The following is a 17,050-nucleotide window of genomic DNA, read 5'->3' as shown; positions in this document are numbered from 1 at the left end:
TGTGGTCTATTCATAATTTTATAGTATTTTTAGTATTCATTCTATTTTAAATGAAGGAGAACAGTCTATGACAGAAATTGATATTGAAAAAGAAAATGCAGACATTGCAAATGCGTATAAACAGCTTTTAAAAGTTAGTTATCGCACCTTATCTACGGATGACAAAAAACTAATCAGAAAAGCTTTTGATGTTGCTGTTGAGGCCCATAGCCATCAACGCAGAAAAAGTGGCGAAGCTTATATTTTTCATCCCATTGCTGTTGCCAAAATTGTAGCAGAACAAATTGGTTTAGATGCAACGTCTATTGCTGCCGCCCTTTTACATGATGTTGTAGAGGATAACGAAAATTATTCTGTCAAAGACATCGAAGATTTATTTGGAGAAACTGTTGCCAAAATTGTTGATGGACTAACAAAAATATCATCTTTAAGCAAAGAGAAAGACATGGATGTGTCTTTACAAGCTGAGAACTTCAGAAAAATGCTATTAACTTTAAATGATGACGTCAGAGTTATTATTATAAAAATAGCAGACCGTTTGCACAACATGCAAACTATGGACAGTATGCGTCCAGACAAGCAAGAAAAAATAGCATCAGAAACCTTATATATTTATGCGCCTTTAGCACATAGAATTGGGTTATATAATATCAAAACAGAATTAGAAGACTTAGGTTTAAAATATACAGAACCTGAGATTTACAATGATATTTTACACAATATAAAAGAAAGCAAAGAACAGCAAGACGCTTATATTGAAGAGTTTAATGATGTTATTAAAAAATCATTAGATAAAGAAGGCTTAAACTACACCATCAAAGGACGTCCAAAATCCATTTTCTCTATTAAAAGAAAAATGGACAAACAAGGCGTAACTTTTGACGAGGTTTACGACAAGTTTGCGGTAAGGATTATATACAAAAGTGACAGAGACAACGAGAAGTTTTTGGCTTGGAAAATATACTCCATAGTTACCGATCATTTTAGACCCAATCCTACCCGATTACGTGACTGGATATCGTCACCAAAAACAACAGGTTACGAAGCACTTCACATTACCGTAATGGGACCCAAAGGACGCTGGGTAGAAGTACAAGTCCGTAGTGAGCGCATGAACGAAATTGCAGAAAAAGGATACGCTGCACATTACAAATACAAAAATGCTGATGACAAAGAGGATAATCTAGACATGTGGATTAACCGTCTACAGGAAGCGTTAGAGCACGCCTCTACTAATGCTGTAGATTTTGTAGAGCAGTTTAAACTGAATTTATATTCTAAAGAAATTTTTGTTTTTACCCCTAAAGGGGAATTAAAGTCGTTGCCAAAAGGAGCTACGCCTTTAGATTTTGCTTTTAGTATACACACTGAAGTTGGTAAAAAAACTAGAGGTGCTAAAGTAAACGGAAAATTAGTACCATTAAGTCACGTTTTAAATAGTGGCGATCAAGTAGACATTATTACTTCAGAAAGTGCAAAACCTAACCCAAACTGGTTAGACTACGCGACTACTGCTAGAGCTAGAGGAAAAATAAAGTCGTTATTAAAAGAAGACACTAAAATAATTGCCGAAGATGGTAAAGAAATTTTAAGACGAAAATTAAAACAACTTAAAATTACCCTAAACGAAAAGTCTGTTAACGAAATGGTTAGCCATTTTAATTTAAAAACTAGTTTAGACTTATTTTACCGTATTGGTACTGGAAGTATTGATAACACTATGCTTAAGGAATATGCTGCGTCTAGAAGTAATGCTTTAGTCAGCTTTCTAAAAAGTAAAATTAACAGAAAACCGGGTACCAATCCAGACGATATACATAAAGAAGAAATTACTAATAAGTATGATTTATTAGTCTTTGGTAAAGAGGAAGAAAAGTTAGATTATAAATTAGCCAATTGTTGTAATCCAATCCCTGGCGACTCTGTTTTTGGTTTTATTACAATAAATGATGGTATTAAAGTGCATAAAAAAAACTGTCCAAATGCGCTTAGTTTACAATCTAATTACGCGTATCGTATTATTCAAGCACGTTGGATAGACTCTTCTCAACAAGAGTTTGCTGCACAAATCATATTATCAGGTATTGACAACTTAGGATTAGTAAATGAAATTACTAAAGTAATATCCTCAAACATGCATGTTAACATGAATAGTATAAGCTTTCAGAGTGATGATGGTGTTTTTAAAGGCAAGATAAATGTCAAAGTTCACAATAAATCCATGCTTAAAAAGTTAACAGATAACCTTAAAAAAATTAATGGTATTGACAAAGTTATTCGCGTTTAACGCTAAGTTGTTAATAAGTGTCTAATAACACATTTGTCAAATTATACTTTTTATGAGTACAACCTCAAAAAAAGATGTAAATTTGTTGGGTATTTATGAGCGGAAAAACAGATATAAAAAATCAAGAGATTGTAAAAAACGTCTTCACTTCTTTTTTAGAAGACAATGGTCATAGGAAAACGCCAGAACGTTACGCTATACTTCAAGAAATCTATTCAAACACAGAACATTTTGATATAGAGTCTTTGTATGATAATATGAAGAACAAAAAGTATCGTGTTAGTCGTGCGACGTTATATAACACTATAGAGCTACTCTTAGATTGCGGTTTGGTTAGAAAACACCAATTTGGTAAAAACCAAGCACACTACGAAAAATCGTATTTTGATAAACAACATGACCATGTTATACTTCAAGACACAGGAGAGGTTATAGAATTTTGTGATCCAAGAATTCAGGCAATTAAAAAAACAATTGAAGAAGTCTTTGATATCGAAATCTCTAAACACTCATTATACTTTTACGGAAATCGAAAAAAAAATAATAACAATACAACTAACTAAAAATGGCAGTAGATTTACTACTTGGTTTACAATGGGGAGATGAAGGCAAAGGAAAAATTGTCGATGTATTAACCTCTAAATACAACATTATAGCACGTTTTCAAGGTGGTCCAAATGCAGGACACACATTGAAATTTGACGGAATAAAACACGTACTGCGTACTATACCTTCAGGAATTTTTCATAAAGACGCAATGAATGTTATTGGAAACGGTGTAGTTGTCGATCCAGTCGTTTTTATTAAAGAATTAGAAGGTTTAGACCAATTTGATATTGATTATAAAGCAAAGCTAATTGTTTCAAGAAAAGCACATTTAATCTTACCAACGCATCGTTTATTAGATGCAGCTAGTGAAGCCTCTAAAGGAAAAGCCAAAATTGGTTCTACTTTAAAAGGTATTGGTCCAACTTACATGGACAAAACTGGTAGAAATGGAATTAGAGTTGGTGATCTAGAAATGGATAGCTGGAAAGAAAAATACAGAGCTTTAGCTAACAAGCACGAAGCAATGATTGCTTTCTATAATGTAGACGTACAATACGATCTAGAAGAAATGGAAGTAGAGTTTTTTGAATCTATTGAAAAACTTAAGGAATTACAATTTATTGATAGTGAAGCGTATTTACACCAATCACTTAGAGAGGGTAAAACCATTTTAGCTGAAGGTGCTCAAGGATCGCTTTTAGATATTGACTTTGGTACGTATCCATTTGTAACATCAAGTAATACAACTGCAGCTGGAGCATGTACTGGTTTAGGTATTGCACCTAACCAAATCAAAGAAGTCTTTGGTATTTTTAAAGCATACACAACACGTGTAGGTTCTGGACCATTCCCAACAGAATTATTTGATAAGGATGGTGAAGAAATGGCTAGAATTGGTCAAGAATTTGGAGCTGTAACAGGTCGTGCAAGACGTTGTGGATGGTTAGATTTAGTAGCCTTAAAATACACATGTCGCGTTAATGGTGTGACGCAATTAATGATGATGAAAAGTGATGTACTTTCTGGTTTTGATACTTTAAAAGTAGCAACAGCTTATAAATACAAAGGCGAAACAATTACACATTTACCGTTTAACATAGAACCGGAAAATGTAGAACCTATTTATACAGACTTTAAAGGTTGGAGCGAAGACTTAACTGAAATGAGTGAAGCGTCTCAATTACCAAAAGAACTTAATGATTACATTAGTTTCTTAGAGGAAGAATTAGAAATTCCTATTAAAATAGTTTCTGTTGGACCAGACAGAAAACAAACTATTTTTATGTAATATAAAATCAAAGTTTAAATTACAAACCTGCTATTCAATTTAATAGCAGGTTTTTTCATCTTAAATTATTACTAATACACAATTACAAGTCTATTAAATCGTTATTTTTGTGTCAAACAATTACATCTTGAAATTTAATAAATACACATACTTTTTATTCCTTGCATTTGTTATGCAATTAGGAATGGCGCAACAAAAACACATCGAGATTAAAGACTCCGGTGCTTTTGGTGATATTGATGAAGAAAACTTTCCAGGAGCCAGCATCTTGACTAGAAGTGATCAAGGTCAAGTACATATTTACCATGACGGTATTGACATGTTTTGTGACAAAGCCATTTTTTATGGAAAGGAAGATTTTATTGAAGCCTACGGTAATGTAAACATGAAACAAGGGGACACCATTAATTTGACCTCTAAATATGTGGAATATTCTGGTAAAACACAATTAGCTTTTGCTAGTGGTGACGTGGTACTTACAGATCCACAATCTACTATTACATCGGACACTTTATATTTTAATAGAGCTAGTCAAGAATCCTATTATAAATCTGGCGGAAAAGTAGTTAGAGATTCTTCTGGTACTATTACAAGTCGTATTGGTCGCTATTACATGAACGAAAAAAAATACCGTTTTGTAGACAGTGTAAAACTAGTCAACCCACAATACGAACTAAATACAAAGACATTAGATTACTATTCAGACAATGGTCACGCATACATGTACGGACCATCAACTATAGTTGGCGATAGTAGTAAAATTTATAGCGAACGTGGTTTTTATGACACTACAAATGACACCGGTTATTTTGTTAGAAAGTCCAGAATAGATTACGATAATCGTGTCGTTAAAGGTGATAGTATCTTTTTTGATCGAAAACGTAATTTTGCGTCTGCAAGCAATAATATTACAGTAACTGATACTGTAAATAGTAGTCTAATTAAAGGCCACTATGCAGAAGTATATCGTGCAAAAGATTCGGTTTACATTACCAAACGCGCACTAGCTATTACCATTCAAGAAAAAGATAGTATTTACATGCATGCGGACACGTTAATGATTACAGGAAAACCGCAACACCGTATTACAAGAGGCTATTATAATGCTAAAATATTCAAGAAAGATATTAGCGCCAAAGCAGATTCAATACATGCGGATCAAAAAACGGGCTTAACACAGTTAATTAACCTAGCTAGGCTTAATAAAGGAGACGCCTTTTCTGCTGCAAGAAAACCTATACTTTGGAATGTTGACAATCAAATGACTGGAGACACCATTCATTTAAAATCAAATCCTGTTTCAGAAAAATTAGATTCATTAATCGTCTTTAATAATGCCTTTACAATTAGTAAAGATACCATTAGCGAAAACGCTTATAATCAGATTTCCGGTAAACGACTTATTGCATTATTTAATGATAATAATGATATTAACGAGGTCCATATTCTTAAAAATGCCGAATCTATTAATTACACACGTAATGATAACGGTGAATTAATAGGGATTGATAAAGCAAAATCCGCAAATATTGTCATCTATATTGAAGATAAAGAAGTGGTGGAGTTTAGAAGAGAATTTGACCCTGAAGCTAAGACGCACACAGAAGACGATTTACCCGAAAATGCAAGAAAATTAAGAGGCTTCGATTGGCGCGATGATGAGCGTCCAACATCTGTTGAAGATTTATTTAAAGATGATCCGCCACTTGTACTTCCTGTTATCAAAGGTTTAGAACCTTATAAAGCTGACGAAGAGTTTTTTGGAGAAGCATTGCTTGGCAGAATAAACAAAGCAGATGCGGAAGCTGACAAAAAACAACTTAACAAAAAAGAAGAAGCACCAAAAGCCTCTAGAACTGTTCCGAAAAAATTTCTAAAAAAAGATGTGAAAGCTGTTACAAAACCAGCAAAAGCAACAGTAACGGAAAAAGAATAATTTATGAAAGCAGGGTTTTTAAAATACCAAGCACAAACCTCTCCATACCCATTAGCTTTAGAAATATCTCACGCTAAAGGCAGCTATATCTTTGACACTAATAACAAATGTTATTTAGATTTTGTTGCTGGCGTGTCTGCTTGTACTTTAGGTCACAGTCACCCAAAAGTGGTAAATGCCATAAAAAACCAAGCTGACAAATATTTACACGTTATGGTTTATGGCGAGTATGCCCAACAACCAGCTGTAGAACTTTGCAAATTTATAGCCACGCACCTACCCGATCCTTTAGAGTCTACTTACTTAGTAAATTCTGGAACAGAAGCAATTGAAGGTGCCTTAAAATTAGCACGTCGTGTTACGGGACGTAGCCAAATTATAGCAGCACATAATGCGTACCATGGAAACACTATGGGTTCTTTAAGTTTAATGGATTTTGAAGAACGAAAAGCGCCATTTAGACCTTTACTGCCCGACATTAGTCATATTACTTTTAATTACGAACCACATTTTAAACATATTACTTCAAAAACCGCAGCTGTAATAGTAGAAACGATACAAGGAGGCGCAGGATTTATAGAACCTAAAGTAAATTACTTAGCCAAATTAAAGGCTAAATGCCAAGCTGTAGGTGCTTTATTAATTTTAGACGAAATACAACCAGGTATTGGACGTACCGGTAAACTTTTTGGTTTCCAAAACTACAATGTCATTCCTGATATAGTCGTGACAGGAAAAGGACTTGGTGGCGGTTTACCAATTGGTGCATTTACAGCATCAAAAGCTCATATGGACCTCTTACAAGACAGTCCTAAACTTGGTCATATTACAACGTTTGGAGGTAATCCATTAATTGCAGCGTCTGCACTAGCAACCTTACAAGAAGTTGTCACTAGTGACTTAATGGCAGAAGCCTTAAAAAAAGAACAATTAATAAAAAAGCACTTAAAACACCCACTAATAACAGAGATTAGAGGACGTGGATTAATGTTGGCAGCCATAACCACATCAGCAGAAGTAACCAATCAAGTTATACTAGAAGCTCAAAATCAAGGGTTAATTTTATTTTGGCTGTTATTTGAGCCTAAAGCAATTAGAATTACACCTCCCCTAACTATTAGTAACGAAGAAATAATTAAAGGTTGTGGCATTATTATTGACTTATTAAACAAAATAAGTGACACTAAATAAAGTCTAAGTCACTACAAATCACCCAAAAACGCTTAAAACCTTGTAATTGTTGATTACTTTGTTAAAAACAAAAACAGTTTTTGATATTATGAGGCTAATAGAACATTACATTTAATACACTAGAAACACCTAAACAGTGCCTATGGAGTTTAGTCAAGAAGAACCAAATAAAATATCGCTTAAAAAGTTCGAATCCATGTTAAAAACAAACCATGTGTTGTTTTTTGATTCGGATGAATTTGAGAACATAATACACCATTACCTTAATCAAGGTAAGGTGTCTTTAGCCAAAAAAGCTATTAAATTAGGTTTGCAACAACATCCCTCATCCACTAATTTAAAATTGTTTCAAGTAGAAATATTTGTATTTGAAAACAAACTAAAAGAAGCCAATCAATTACTTGATGCGCTATATATTTTAGAACCTTCTAACGAAGAAATTTATATTCAAAAAGCCAATATATTATCTAAGGATGATAAGCATGAAGATGCCATAAAAGTATTGACTACAGCTTTAGATTTGTCTGAAGAAACCTCAGAATTACATTCTTTAATTGGAATGGAATATTTGTTTTTAGATAATTTCGAACAGGCAAAACAAAGTTTTATGAGCTGTCTAGCTGAGGATAATGAAGATTACTCGTCACTATACAATGTAATGTATTGCTTTGATTTTTTAAATGAAAATCAAGAAGCCATCCATTTTTTAAATGATTATTTAAATGGCAGTCCTTATTCTGAAGTAGGATGGCACCAATTAGGAAAACAATTTTACACACTAAAAGAATACAAAAAAGCGCTTAGTGCTTATGATTTTGCGATTATCTCTGACGACAGATTTGTTGGGGCTTATCTAGAAAAAGGTAAAGTATTAGAAAAACTTAAACGTTATAACGAAGCTATTGAAAATTACGCTTTGACGTTAGAGTTAGATGACCCAACCGCTTTTGCATTATTAAGATTAGGATGTTGTCATGAAAAACTAGGTCAATTTGACTTAGCCAAACAATACTTTTATAAAACTGTAAAAGAAGACCCATTATTAGACAAAGGTTGGATTGCAATCACTAAGTTTTACAACAAGCAAAAAAATTACCAAAAAGCTTTATATTACATTAATAAAGCGATAAATATTAACGAAGAAAATGCAGTATACTGGAAACTATATGCAAAAATAAACCATAGATTAAACTTCTTAGAAGAAGCAGAACGTGGTTACAAACGTGCTATAGAACTTGGTAATTATGAATTATCTTCTTGGTTAGAAAGAAGTGACATATTAATCAAATTAGGAGAAACTGATGCAGCGTGTTTAAATTTAATTCAAGCTGCCGAATTTTATCCAGAAGAAGCTGATATAGAGTTTAGATTAGTAGGTATTTATTATGGTATGTTAGAAACAGAAAAAGGAAGTTATCACTTAAAAAACGCATTAGATTTTAATGCAGAAAATCTGTTTATTGTGGAAGAATTATTTCCATTAGTATACGAATCTACAACCTTTAAGAAGGCATTAAAAAAGTTACAATAATTTACACTTAAAACGAATTTTGTATACCTTTGATTACTAACAAAAATTAAACTATGCAAAGACGTTTAAAAGATTACCTTTTAATATCCTTAAAAGGTGTAGCTATGGGAGCAGCTGATGCTGTCCCTGGTGTTTCAGGTGGTACAATTGCTTTTATTTCTGGAATATACGAAGAGCTAATAGCTACTATAAGCGGTGTTAACTTAGCATTATTTAAAACCCTAAAAACAGAAGGTCTTTCTGCGTTTTGGAAGCAACTAAACGGTAACTTTATTGTTGCGCTTTTAACTGGTATTATTATCAGTTTTGTATCGTTTATGCGATTAGCTAAATATTTACTAGAGCATCACCCTGTTTTAATTTGGTCTTTCTTTTTTGGTTTAATTATAGCTAGTATTTTATTTATTGGTAAGCAAATTAACAAATGGTCCATTAGTACAGTAATAGCTTTAATTGTTGGAGCTTTGGCTGCGTTTTATATTACCAGTCTTCCATCTTTAGCTAGCAGTAATAATCCATACTTTTTATTTGTCGCTGGTGCCATAGCCATTTGCGCTATGATTCTTCCTGGTATTTCAGGTAGTTTTATCTTATTAATTTTAGGAGCTTACAAAACATTAAGTAATGCTTTTCATGATTTTGATATAAAAAAAATAGCCTTATTTGGTACAGGTGCTGTCGTTGGATTATTAAGTTTTAGTCATGTTTTAAAATGGTTATTTAAAAACTACCACAACACAACCTTAGCTATACTGACAGGTTTTATATTAGGGTCTTTAAACAAGGTGTGGCCTTGGAAAAAAACAGTTTCCGTAATGATTGATAAAACCGGAGACATTGTACCATTAAATACAATTACAGATTTTGGCACGCTTTCCTTTTTCCAAAAAACTACAAACGATTTTGACACGTACAAAACTATAGCAGAACAAAGTGTAAATCCGCTTCAGTACAGTGAGTTAAATAACTATTTAGCTAATCCACAAATAGCAGTAGCCATTGCTTTAATGATTGCAGGATTTTTAACTATTTTTATTCTAGAAAAAGTAGGTCACAAGTCTAAATAAATGGAAAACACGCGTACATTTAAAGATAAACTATTCTTAATCTTAAAAGGATTAGGCATGGGCGCTGCCAATAAGGTTCCTGGCGTATCTGGAGGTGTTGTCGCATTTGTTGCTGGATTCTATGAGGAATTTATATATTCTCTACAAAAAGTAAACGGTACAGCACTTAAACTACTAATTAAAGGTCGGTTTAAATCCTTTTACACCTATATCAATGGTCGTTTTTTAAGTCTATTGTTTTTAGGAATGATTGTTAGTTTTTTTAGCATCTCAAAACTTTTAGACTATTTAATTACGCATTACCAATTGTATGTATGGAGTGTGTTTTTTGGGATGATAATTGGTTCTATTTATTATATAAGCAAAGACTTTAAAGATTGGAAAACAACCACCATTATAGCATTATTAATAGGTACTACCCTAGGTTTAGGAATCAGCTTTTTAGATCCAGCAACAGAAAATGACAACCTTATATTTGTGTTTTTCTGTGGTATTATTAGTGTCTCTGGTATGACATTACCTGGGTTTTCAGGCTCGTTTATCTTAATACTTTTAGGTAACTATGTGTTATTACTAGTAGATTCCGTAAATGCTTTATTTGACACATTTTCAGAAATACTTATTGGTGATTTTAGCTTTACTGCTAACCTAGAGCGCTTAAGAATGCTAAAAGTATTAACCGTATTTACAATAGGGTCTGTGGTTGGATTAGTAACATTTTCTCACGCGCTAAATTATATTTTAAAACATTATAAAAGTGTTACAATAGCATCAATAATTGGATTTATTGTAGGATCCCTAGGTGTTGTTTGGCCTTTTAAACATACACTATATAAACTAAACGACAATGGTAGTTTATTACTTGACTCTAGAGGTCAAAAAATCATAGAAAACTACGAGCGGTTTTTACCGCCACTTAATACCCAAACGTATTTAGCCATTTTTTATATTTTATTAGGAATAGCAATCGTATTAGCATTAGAACTTTATGGACAAAAAACAAGACAACAACAAGCGTAATTTCGGGTTAATTGGTAAGGATATTTCTTATTCGTTTTCAGAAAATTATTTCGCAAACAAATTTAAAGATCAAAACATAACAGATGCTACTTACCAAAATTTTGATATTCAAAATATTGAAGATTTTGACAAAAAAGTATTAAAAACAAAAGCCTTAGCTGGCTTAAATGTTACCATACCGTATAAAGAAAGTATTATTCCTTTTCTTGATAAATTAGATAAAAAAGCAAAAAAGATAGGCGCTATAAACACCATTAAATTCACCAAAAAAGGAAATTTAAAAGGATACAATACAGATATCTACGGGTTTAAAAAAGCAATAAAACCACACTTAAAAAAACAACATAAAAAAGCCTTGATATTAGGAACAGGAGGCGCAAGTAAAGCGATTGCTTTTGTTTTAAAAGAATTGAACATTGACTTTCATTTTGTATCTCGCCAAGCTTCAAAAAAAGCAAGTTACACCTATGACGCGCTTTCAGAACAAATAATAAGTGACCATCAGATTATAATTAATTGTTCGCCTGTAGGCACATTTCCAGATATTACAGATGCACCTAAAATTCCGTATAACGGAATCCAAGACACGCATATTTTATTCGATTTAATATATAACCCATCGGAAACTGTTTTCTTAAAAGAAGGCAAGCAAAAAGGTGCAAAAACACTAAATGGTTATGACATGTTAGTGTTTCAGGCTGAAAAATCATGGAAAATCTGGAATAAAGGCCTTTAATTGACGAGTAAACACCTAAAATATTGGTAGTTTTTGAAGTTGTTACTATCTTTAAAAGCTAAATACACATTAAACAAACTAAAACATTTATAAAATGTCAGAGCTAGATAACCTGCAAAATGCAGATGGAACGGAAGAAATTAACGAAAACGTGCAACCAGAAACGCCTCAAGAAGTAACTTCTGTAACAGAAGATAACGATGAAGTGTTGAATGAAATTGACGACTCTAATGCAGAGGATGCTGAGGATGAAGGTAATGTTGATCGTCATAACATTGAGGATAAAGATTACGAGTCGCTTAACCTAGAACAATTGGTTATTGAGATTGAACGTTTAGTACAAAATGAAAAAGTACAAGCCATCAAAAAACATGTTGATGCTATAAAAACAGAATTTGATAAGCAGTTTCAAGAATTGCTTAACGAGAAAAAGGAAGAGTTTTTAAGCACAGGTGGTAACATCATTGACTTTAGTTTCCAATCTACTTTACAACGCAGTTTTAAAGACAGTTATAAAGATTATAAACAACGTTTAAATGGGCACTATAAAAATATAGAGCAAAACCACAAACAAAACCTTACAAACAGATTAGAAATCATAGATGGTATTAAGGCATTAACAGAAGATGCTGAAGACTCTATGAATACTAAATACAAAAAATTTAAAGAACTTCAAGACCAATGGAAAGTTGCAGGACCTATTCCTCGTGACAAATACAATAATGCTTGGAATAGCTACCATTTTAATGTAGAACGTTTTTATGACTTACTACATTTAGATAGAGATTTAAGAGACAAAGATTTTGCACGTAATTTAGAATTAAAAACTAAAATAATTGAGCAAGCAGAAACTTTAGCAAACGACGAAAACACAAACAGAGCATTTAGAGAACTTCAAAATTTACATAAAATTTGGAAGGAAGAATTAGGCCCTGTATCTAGAGAACATAGAGAAGCGATTTGGGATCGTTTTAAAGAAGCTACAAAAAAAATAAATGCTAAGCGTCAAGATTACTTTAAAAACCTTGATACTATATACGAGCAAAACTTACTAAATAAGCACGCTATTATTACCCTAATTAATGAAAAAGCTAACGAGAAAATTAGCAATCATGGTGGATGGCAAAACAAAATCAAAGAAATTGAAGCACTTAGAGAAGAGTTTTTCAAAGCAGGTAAAGTTCCTGTAAAAGTTAACGAAGCAACTTGGGCTAGTTTTAAAGAAGCTGTTAGAAATTTTAATAGACAGAAAAACGAATTCTATAAAACGCTAAAGAAAGACCAATACGATAATTTAGAGAAAAAGCAAGCCTTAGTTAAAATTGCAGAAGACAATAAAGAAAGTGATGACTTTCAAGCGACGACGCAATTAATGAAAAAAATACAAGGTGACTGGAAACGTATTGGACATGTACCAAGAAAAGACAGTGACAAAATATGGAAACAGTTTAAAAGTGCTTGTAACCATTACTTTGACCGTATAAAAGAACAACGTAACGCAGCAAGTGTTGAGGAAGAAGAAGCTTATACACAAAAAGAAACGCTTTTAGCTGCTGTTAAAAGTCTAGAATTATCTGGAGAGCAAAAAACTGATTTAGCGACTATTAAAGAACAAATTAATAGCTGGAAAATCATAGGACGTGTACCGCGTAACAAGCGTCAAATTGAAAGTGATTTTAATGAAACTTTAGATGGACTATTTAAATCTTTAGATCTTAATAAAACAGAAACTGAATTAATTAAATTTGAAAACAAATTAGACCAATTAGCTTCAGGAGATGACTCTAGAGCATTGGATAATGAGCGTTTTTATATTCAGAAAAAAGTTGATGAAATTAAAGCTGAAATCATTCAATTAGAAAACAACTTACAGTTTTTCTCTAACGTAAAATCGGACAATCCTTTAGTAAAAGATGTGCATAAAAACATTACAAGACATAAAGACGATTTAGTGCTATGGACTACTAAATTGAAAAAAATAAAAAGTTTATATTCTTAATATTTAACTTATTACACTAACCTGTTTAACACATTATAATGTATTAAACAGGTTTTTTTTTGTTTAAAACGCCAATACCCAACCATGACTACCACAACAATACAAGACGCACGTGCTATTAACGAACAAAAGGTTATAAAAAACTAAATCCCACTTCTAAAAAGAAGTGGGATTTTAGCTCCTAACTAAACTAACCAATTACTTCTGTTCGCTTACAAGAAATAATTATTTTTAATGACATCAGTGTGATGTATGCTATTAATCAACTATATTCTATAAAAATATTGTGTCATTTATAAGTATATACGGTACAATTATAGTTTTGGACTTTTTAGATTGAAAAAAAATAATATATATTCAAAAAAGGACCTCTTTTTTAGCTAATAATTAGACTACAATTACATAAAAAAGGCTATTGATCATTCTTTCAATTTTAATTAAAAAAAATCCTGCCAAAGCAGGATTATAGAATAGTCTCTTGACGCTCTCAAATAGAATATTAGTGTTGCTGTTTTTTGGCCTCCTCCCAAAAAAAACTTAGTATTTGAAAATCACAGATTTTCTAATTACTGCTTTTTGGCCTCCTCTCAAAAAAACTTGGTATTTGAAAATCACAGATTTTCTAATTACTACTTTTTGGCCTCCTCCCAAAAAAACTTAGTATTTGAAAATCACAGATTTTCTAATTACTGCTTTTTGGCCTCCTCCCAAAAAAACTTAGTATTTGAAAATCACAGATTTTCCAATTACTGTTTTTTGGCCTCCTCCCAAAAAAACTTAGTATTTGAAAATCACAGATTTTCTAATTACTGCTTTTTGGCCTCCTCCCAAAAAAACTTAGTATTTGAAAATCACAGATTTTCTAATTACTGCTTTTTGGCCTCCTCCCAAAAAAACTTAGTATTTGAAAATCACAGATTTTCCAATTACTGTTTTTTGGCCTCCTCCCAAAAAAACTTAGTATTTGAAAATCACAGATTTTCCAATTACTGTTTTTTGGCCTCCTCCCAAAAAACATCCATTTCACCCAAAGTCATGTCTTTTAAATCTTTGTTTAACCCTTTTGCTTTTTGTTCTAAATACTCAAAGCGTTTTTTAAACTTTTTATTCGTGCGTTCTAAGGCGTTTTCTGGATTTATATTCAAAAACCTAGCGTAGTTTACCATAGAGAACAATACATCTCCAAATTCGTCTTCCATTGCATCAGTATCGCCCTTCTCTACTTCAACTTTAAATTCGTTAAGCTCCTCCTCTACTTTTTCCCATACTTGCTCTGGTCTTTCCCAATCAAAACCAACTCCTGCTACTTTTTCTTGTATCCTGCTTGCTTTTACTAAGGCAGGCAAACTATTAGGAACACCTTCTAAAACACTTGTTCTTCCTTCTTTTAATTTTAGATTTTCCCAATTACGCTTGACTTCTGCTTCATCTTTTACAGTAACATCTCCATAAATATGTGGGTGCCTGTGGATTAGTTTTTCGCATATACCATTACAAACATCTGCAATATCAAATGCTTTTTTCTCACTTCCTATTTTTGCATAAAAAACCATATGCAACATAAGATCTCCAATTTCCTTTTTAACCTCTTCTAAATCGTCTTCCAAAATAGCATCGCCTAACTCGTAAGTTTCTTCAATAGTTAAATGACGTAACGTTTCCATGGTTTGCTTTTTATCCCAAGGACATTGCTCACGTAGCTCGTCCATAATAGTCAATAAACGGTCAAATGCTTTTAATTGATCTGCTCTAGAATTCATATAAAAAAGGTTTTTGTAAAAGTACGTTGATTTGTTTCATCTTAAAAAATGATAAACAAAAAAAATCCAGCAAAAGCTGGATTTTTAATATCTATAAATTAAGTCAATTTATTCTTCTTCGTCAGACGCTTCAGTCTTAGCAGTATCAAAGTCTAACATGTCATTTTTTTGTAACATATTATACCATTGTACTACTTTTTTAATATCACTTGGGTACACTCTATCTTCATCATAATCTGGTAATACTTCAAAAAAGTATTCTTCCAGTTTATCTTTAGAGTCTTTATGACTAATACTAGTTTGTGCTCCTTTTTCTTTGTCTTTAATTTTACTTAAGACGTCTTTTAATGGTACTTCTTCTGTTAAAGTATAAATTGCAATCTCACTTAAAATACTAACGTTTTGTTGTATTCCAACAGACATACGTCTATTATCAATTAAAGATTCAGCAATAAAGCCCCCTCTTGTTTGAGTTACTAATTTATATAATCCAGGTTTACCTGCAATTGCTAATACTTTATCTAAAGCCATATAGTTTCTTGTTTTTAATTATCCTTTTATCTTTCACTTTGACGCTGCATAGTGTTCAAAAATTGGATGGCAAATATCTTATGTTAGTTTGGGTTTTCCAAACGTTTAACGTTTCTTTTTCATTAATGGAAATTTCATGCGGTAATCTACATTGATTTTCCCTTTAGAGATATTGGTTAATTTTCCTTTTATCAAACGCTTTTTTAACGCAGATAAATGGTCTGTAAATAAAATCCCTTCGATGTGATCATACTCATGCTGAAATACTCTAGCAGCCAAACCATCTAATGCCATAGTTTGCTTATTAAAGTCTTCATCAAAATATTCAATTTTAATATTTGGTTGTCTAAATACATCCTCTCTAACATCAGGAATACTTAAACAGCCTTCATTAAACGCCCATTCATCACCAGATTCTTCTAAAATAACTGGATTGATAAAGGTGTGTTTAAAATTTTTCAAAAACTCACTTTCTTCCTTACCTAAAACTTCTTCGTCATCTGCAAACGGAGTTGCATCCACAATAAACATACGGATTGACAATCCAATCTGCGGTGCAGCTAAACCAACACCAAACGAACCATACATAGTTTCGTACATGTTTGCTATTAGTTCTTTTAACTTTGGATAATCCTTAGTAATGTCAGTCGCTTTTTTCTTTAAAACGGGATCGCCATAGGCGACAATTGGTAATATCATACTATTTATTATTGATTATAAAGGTAACTCTGTAAGATTATGGTTGCACTAACCTCGTCTAAAAGCGCTTTATTTTGTCTTTGTTTTTTCTTTAATCCACTATCTATTAACGTTTGCGTCGCCATTTTAGAAGTAAAACGTTCATCCACACGCTTTATCGGAATCTTAGGAAATACATTTTCTAATTTTACCAAAAACGGAATAATTAACGCTTCACTTTCACTTGGCGTATTATCCATTTGTTTTGGTTCTCCGACTAAAAATAATTCGACCTGCTCTTTACTTAGATAGTCTTTTAAAAATGCAATAAGCTCTTTAGTATTAACTGTGGTTAATCCAGAGGCAATAATTTGCATCTCATCAGTAACTGCTAATCCTGTTCTAACTTTTCCGAAATCAATTGCTAAAATGCGAGCCATATTAAATTTTGTGCAAATTTATAGTTTTATACTCTTA

The 17,050-nt window shown here is 32.3% G+C and carries 14 protein-coding genes; 10 read left to right on the top strand and 4 right to left on the bottom strand.

The window, feature by feature from the left end; genetic code table 11:
• Nucleotides 1-67: 67 nt before the first annotated feature.
• From BMZ09_RS07570 to BMZ09_RS07525, 10 genes are all read left to right on the top strand, one after another.
• Nucleotides 68-2,287: a RelA/SpoT family protein gene (locus tag BMZ09_RS07570; protein ID WP_090839116.1), complete on the top strand. Its 2,220-nt coding sequence runs from the start codon at nucleotides 68-70 to the stop codon at nucleotides 2,285-2,287.
• Between the two features lie 95 nt (nucleotides 2,288-2,382).
• Complete coding sequence (locus tag BMZ09_RS07565; RefSeq protein ID WP_090839114.1) at nucleotides 2,383-2,850, top strand: Fur family transcriptional regulator; 468 nt, start codon at nucleotides 2,383-2,385, stop codon at nucleotides 2,848-2,850.
• A gap of 2 nt (nucleotides 2,851-2,852) precedes the next feature.
• Nucleotides 2,853-4,124: an adenylosuccinate synthase gene (locus tag BMZ09_RS07560; protein ID WP_090839112.1), complete on the top strand. Its 1,272-nt coding sequence runs from the start codon at nucleotides 2,853-2,855 to the stop codon at nucleotides 4,122-4,124.
• Between the two features lie 127 nt (nucleotides 4,125-4,251).
• Nucleotides 4,252-6,060 carry an OstA-like protein gene (locus tag BMZ09_RS07555; RefSeq protein ID WP_245741111.1) on the top strand — a complete coding sequence of 603 codons (1,809 nt, stop codon included), beginning with the start codon at nucleotides 4,252-4,254 and terminating at the stop codon, nucleotides 6,058-6,060.
• 3 nt (nucleotides 6,061-6,063) lie between these two features.
• Entirely contained in the window at nucleotides 6,064-7,251 is a 1,188-nt protein-coding gene (locus BMZ09_RS07550) for an aspartate aminotransferase family protein (RefSeq protein WP_090839108.1), read from the top strand.
• A 142-nt stretch (nucleotides 7,252-7,393) separates the two neighbouring features.
• Nucleotides 7,394-8,782, top strand: coding sequence for a tetratricopeptide repeat protein (locus tag BMZ09_RS07545; RefSeq protein WP_090839106.1), 1,389 nt, complete (start codon nucleotides 7,394-7,396; stop codon nucleotides 8,780-8,782).
• A 53-nt stretch (nucleotides 8,783-8,835) separates the two neighbouring features.
• Entirely contained in the window at nucleotides 8,836-9,849 is a 1,014-nt protein-coding gene (locus BMZ09_RS07540) for a DUF368 domain-containing protein (RefSeq protein WP_090839104.1), read from the top strand.
• Entirely contained in the window at nucleotides 9,850-10,869 is a 1,020-nt protein-coding gene (locus BMZ09_RS07535) for a DUF368 domain-containing protein (protein WP_090839102.1), read from the top strand.
• Nucleotides 10,838-11,605 carry a shikimate dehydrogenase family protein gene (locus BMZ09_RS07530; RefSeq protein ID WP_090839100.1) on the top strand — a complete coding sequence of 256 codons (768 nt, stop codon included), beginning with the start codon at nucleotides 10,838-10,840 and terminating at the stop codon, nucleotides 11,603-11,605. Before BMZ09_RS07535 ends, BMZ09_RS07530 begins: the two co-directional genes overlap by 32 nt.
• A 94-nt stretch (nucleotides 11,606-11,699) precedes the next feature.
• The gene (locus BMZ09_RS07525; RefSeq protein WP_090839098.1) at nucleotides 11,700-13,604 is read left to right on the top strand and encodes a DUF349 domain-containing protein; all 1,905 of its coding nucleotides are present in this window, start codon (nucleotides 11,700-11,702) and stop codon (nucleotides 13,602-13,604) included.
• Between the two features lie 986 nt (nucleotides 13,605-14,590).
• On the opposite strand, the gene mazG is transcribed toward BMZ09_RS07525, so the two are convergent.
• The 4 genes from mazG to ruvX form a co-directional block, all read right to left on the bottom strand.
• Nucleotides 14,591-15,364, bottom strand: coding sequence for a nucleoside triphosphate pyrophosphohydrolase (mazG, locus tag BMZ09_RS07520; RefSeq protein WP_090839096.1), 774 nt, complete (start codon nucleotides 15,362-15,364; stop codon nucleotides 14,591-14,593).
• A gap of 108 nt (nucleotides 15,365-15,472) precedes the next feature.
• On the bottom strand, nucleotides 15,473-15,895 hold the full coding sequence (locus BMZ09_RS07515) for a DUF5606 family protein (RefSeq protein WP_090839094.1): 423 nt from the start codon (nucleotides 15,893-15,895) through the stop codon (nucleotides 15,473-15,475).
• A 105-nt stretch (nucleotides 15,896-16,000) separates the two neighbouring features.
• Complete coding sequence (gene def, locus BMZ09_RS07510; RefSeq protein WP_090839093.1) at nucleotides 16,001-16,594, bottom strand: peptide deformylase; 594 nt, start codon at nucleotides 16,592-16,594, stop codon at nucleotides 16,001-16,003.
• Between the two features lie 8 nt (nucleotides 16,595-16,602).
• Nucleotides 16,603-17,013 (bottom strand): Holliday junction resolvase RuvX, encoded by a 411-nt coding sequence (gene ruvX / locus BMZ09_RS07505; RefSeq protein WP_090839092.1) that lies wholly within the window; start codon nucleotides 17,011-17,013, stop codon nucleotides 16,603-16,605.
• Nucleotides 17,014-17,050: the final 37 nt, after the last annotated feature.

It is taken from the genome of Olleya namhaensis, from assembly GCF_900114005.1.
Classification (GTDB): domain Bacteria; phylum Bacteroidota; class Bacteroidia; order Flavobacteriales; family Flavobacteriaceae; genus Olleya; species Olleya namhaensis.
The sequence above is the reverse complement of the archived record's forward strand: the minus strand, read 5'-3'. Positions and strand labels throughout refer to the sequence as shown.

Bases quoted from the DNA above. Each gene is read 5' to 3' on its own strand.
- ruvX (WP_090839092.1), bottom strand. From the start codon at position 17,013: ATGGCTCGCATTTTAGCAATTGATTTCGGAAAAGTTAGAACAGGATTA.
- BMZ09_RS07525 (WP_090839098.1), top strand. From the start codon at position 11,700: ATGTCAGAGCTAGATAACCTGCAAAATGCAGATGGAACGGAAGAAATT.
- BMZ09_RS07515 (WP_090839094.1), bottom strand. From the start codon at position 15,895: ATGGCTTTAGATAAAGTATTAGCAATTGCAGGTAAACCTGGATTATAT.
- BMZ09_RS07530 (WP_090839100.1), top strand. From the start codon at position 10,838: ATGGACAAAAAACAAGACAACAACAAGCGTAATTTCGGGTTAATTGGT.
- BMZ09_RS07550 (WP_090839108.1), top strand. From the start codon at position 6,064: ATGAAAGCAGGGTTTTTAAAATACCAAGCACAAACCTCTCCATACCCA.
- BMZ09_RS07545 (WP_090839106.1), top strand. From the start codon at position 7,394: ATGGAGTTTAGTCAAGAAGAACCAAATAAAATATCGCTTAAAAAGTTC.
- BMZ09_RS07535 (WP_090839102.1), top strand. From the start codon at position 9,850: ATGGAAAACACGCGTACATTTAAAGATAAACTATTCTTAATCTTAAAA.
- def (WP_090839093.1), bottom strand. From the start codon at position 16,594: ATGATATTACCAATTGTCGCCTATGGCGATCCCGTTTTAAAGAAAAAA.
- BMZ09_RS07540 (WP_090839104.1), top strand. From the start codon at position 8,836: ATGCAAAGACGTTTAAAAGATTACCTTTTAATATCCTTAAAAGGTGTA.
- BMZ09_RS07570 (WP_090839116.1), top strand. From the start codon at position 68: ATGACAGAAATTGATATTGAAAAAGAAAATGCAGACATTGCAAATGCG.
- BMZ09_RS07565 (WP_090839114.1), top strand. From the start codon at position 2,383: ATGAGCGGAAAAACAGATATAAAAAATCAAGAGATTGTAAAAAACGTC.
- BMZ09_RS07560 (WP_090839112.1), top strand. From the start codon at position 2,853: ATGGCAGTAGATTTACTACTTGGTTTACAATGGGGAGATGAAGGCAAA.
- mazG (WP_090839096.1), bottom strand. From the start codon at position 15,364: ATGAATTCTAGAGCAGATCAATTAAAAGCATTTGACCGTTTATTGACT.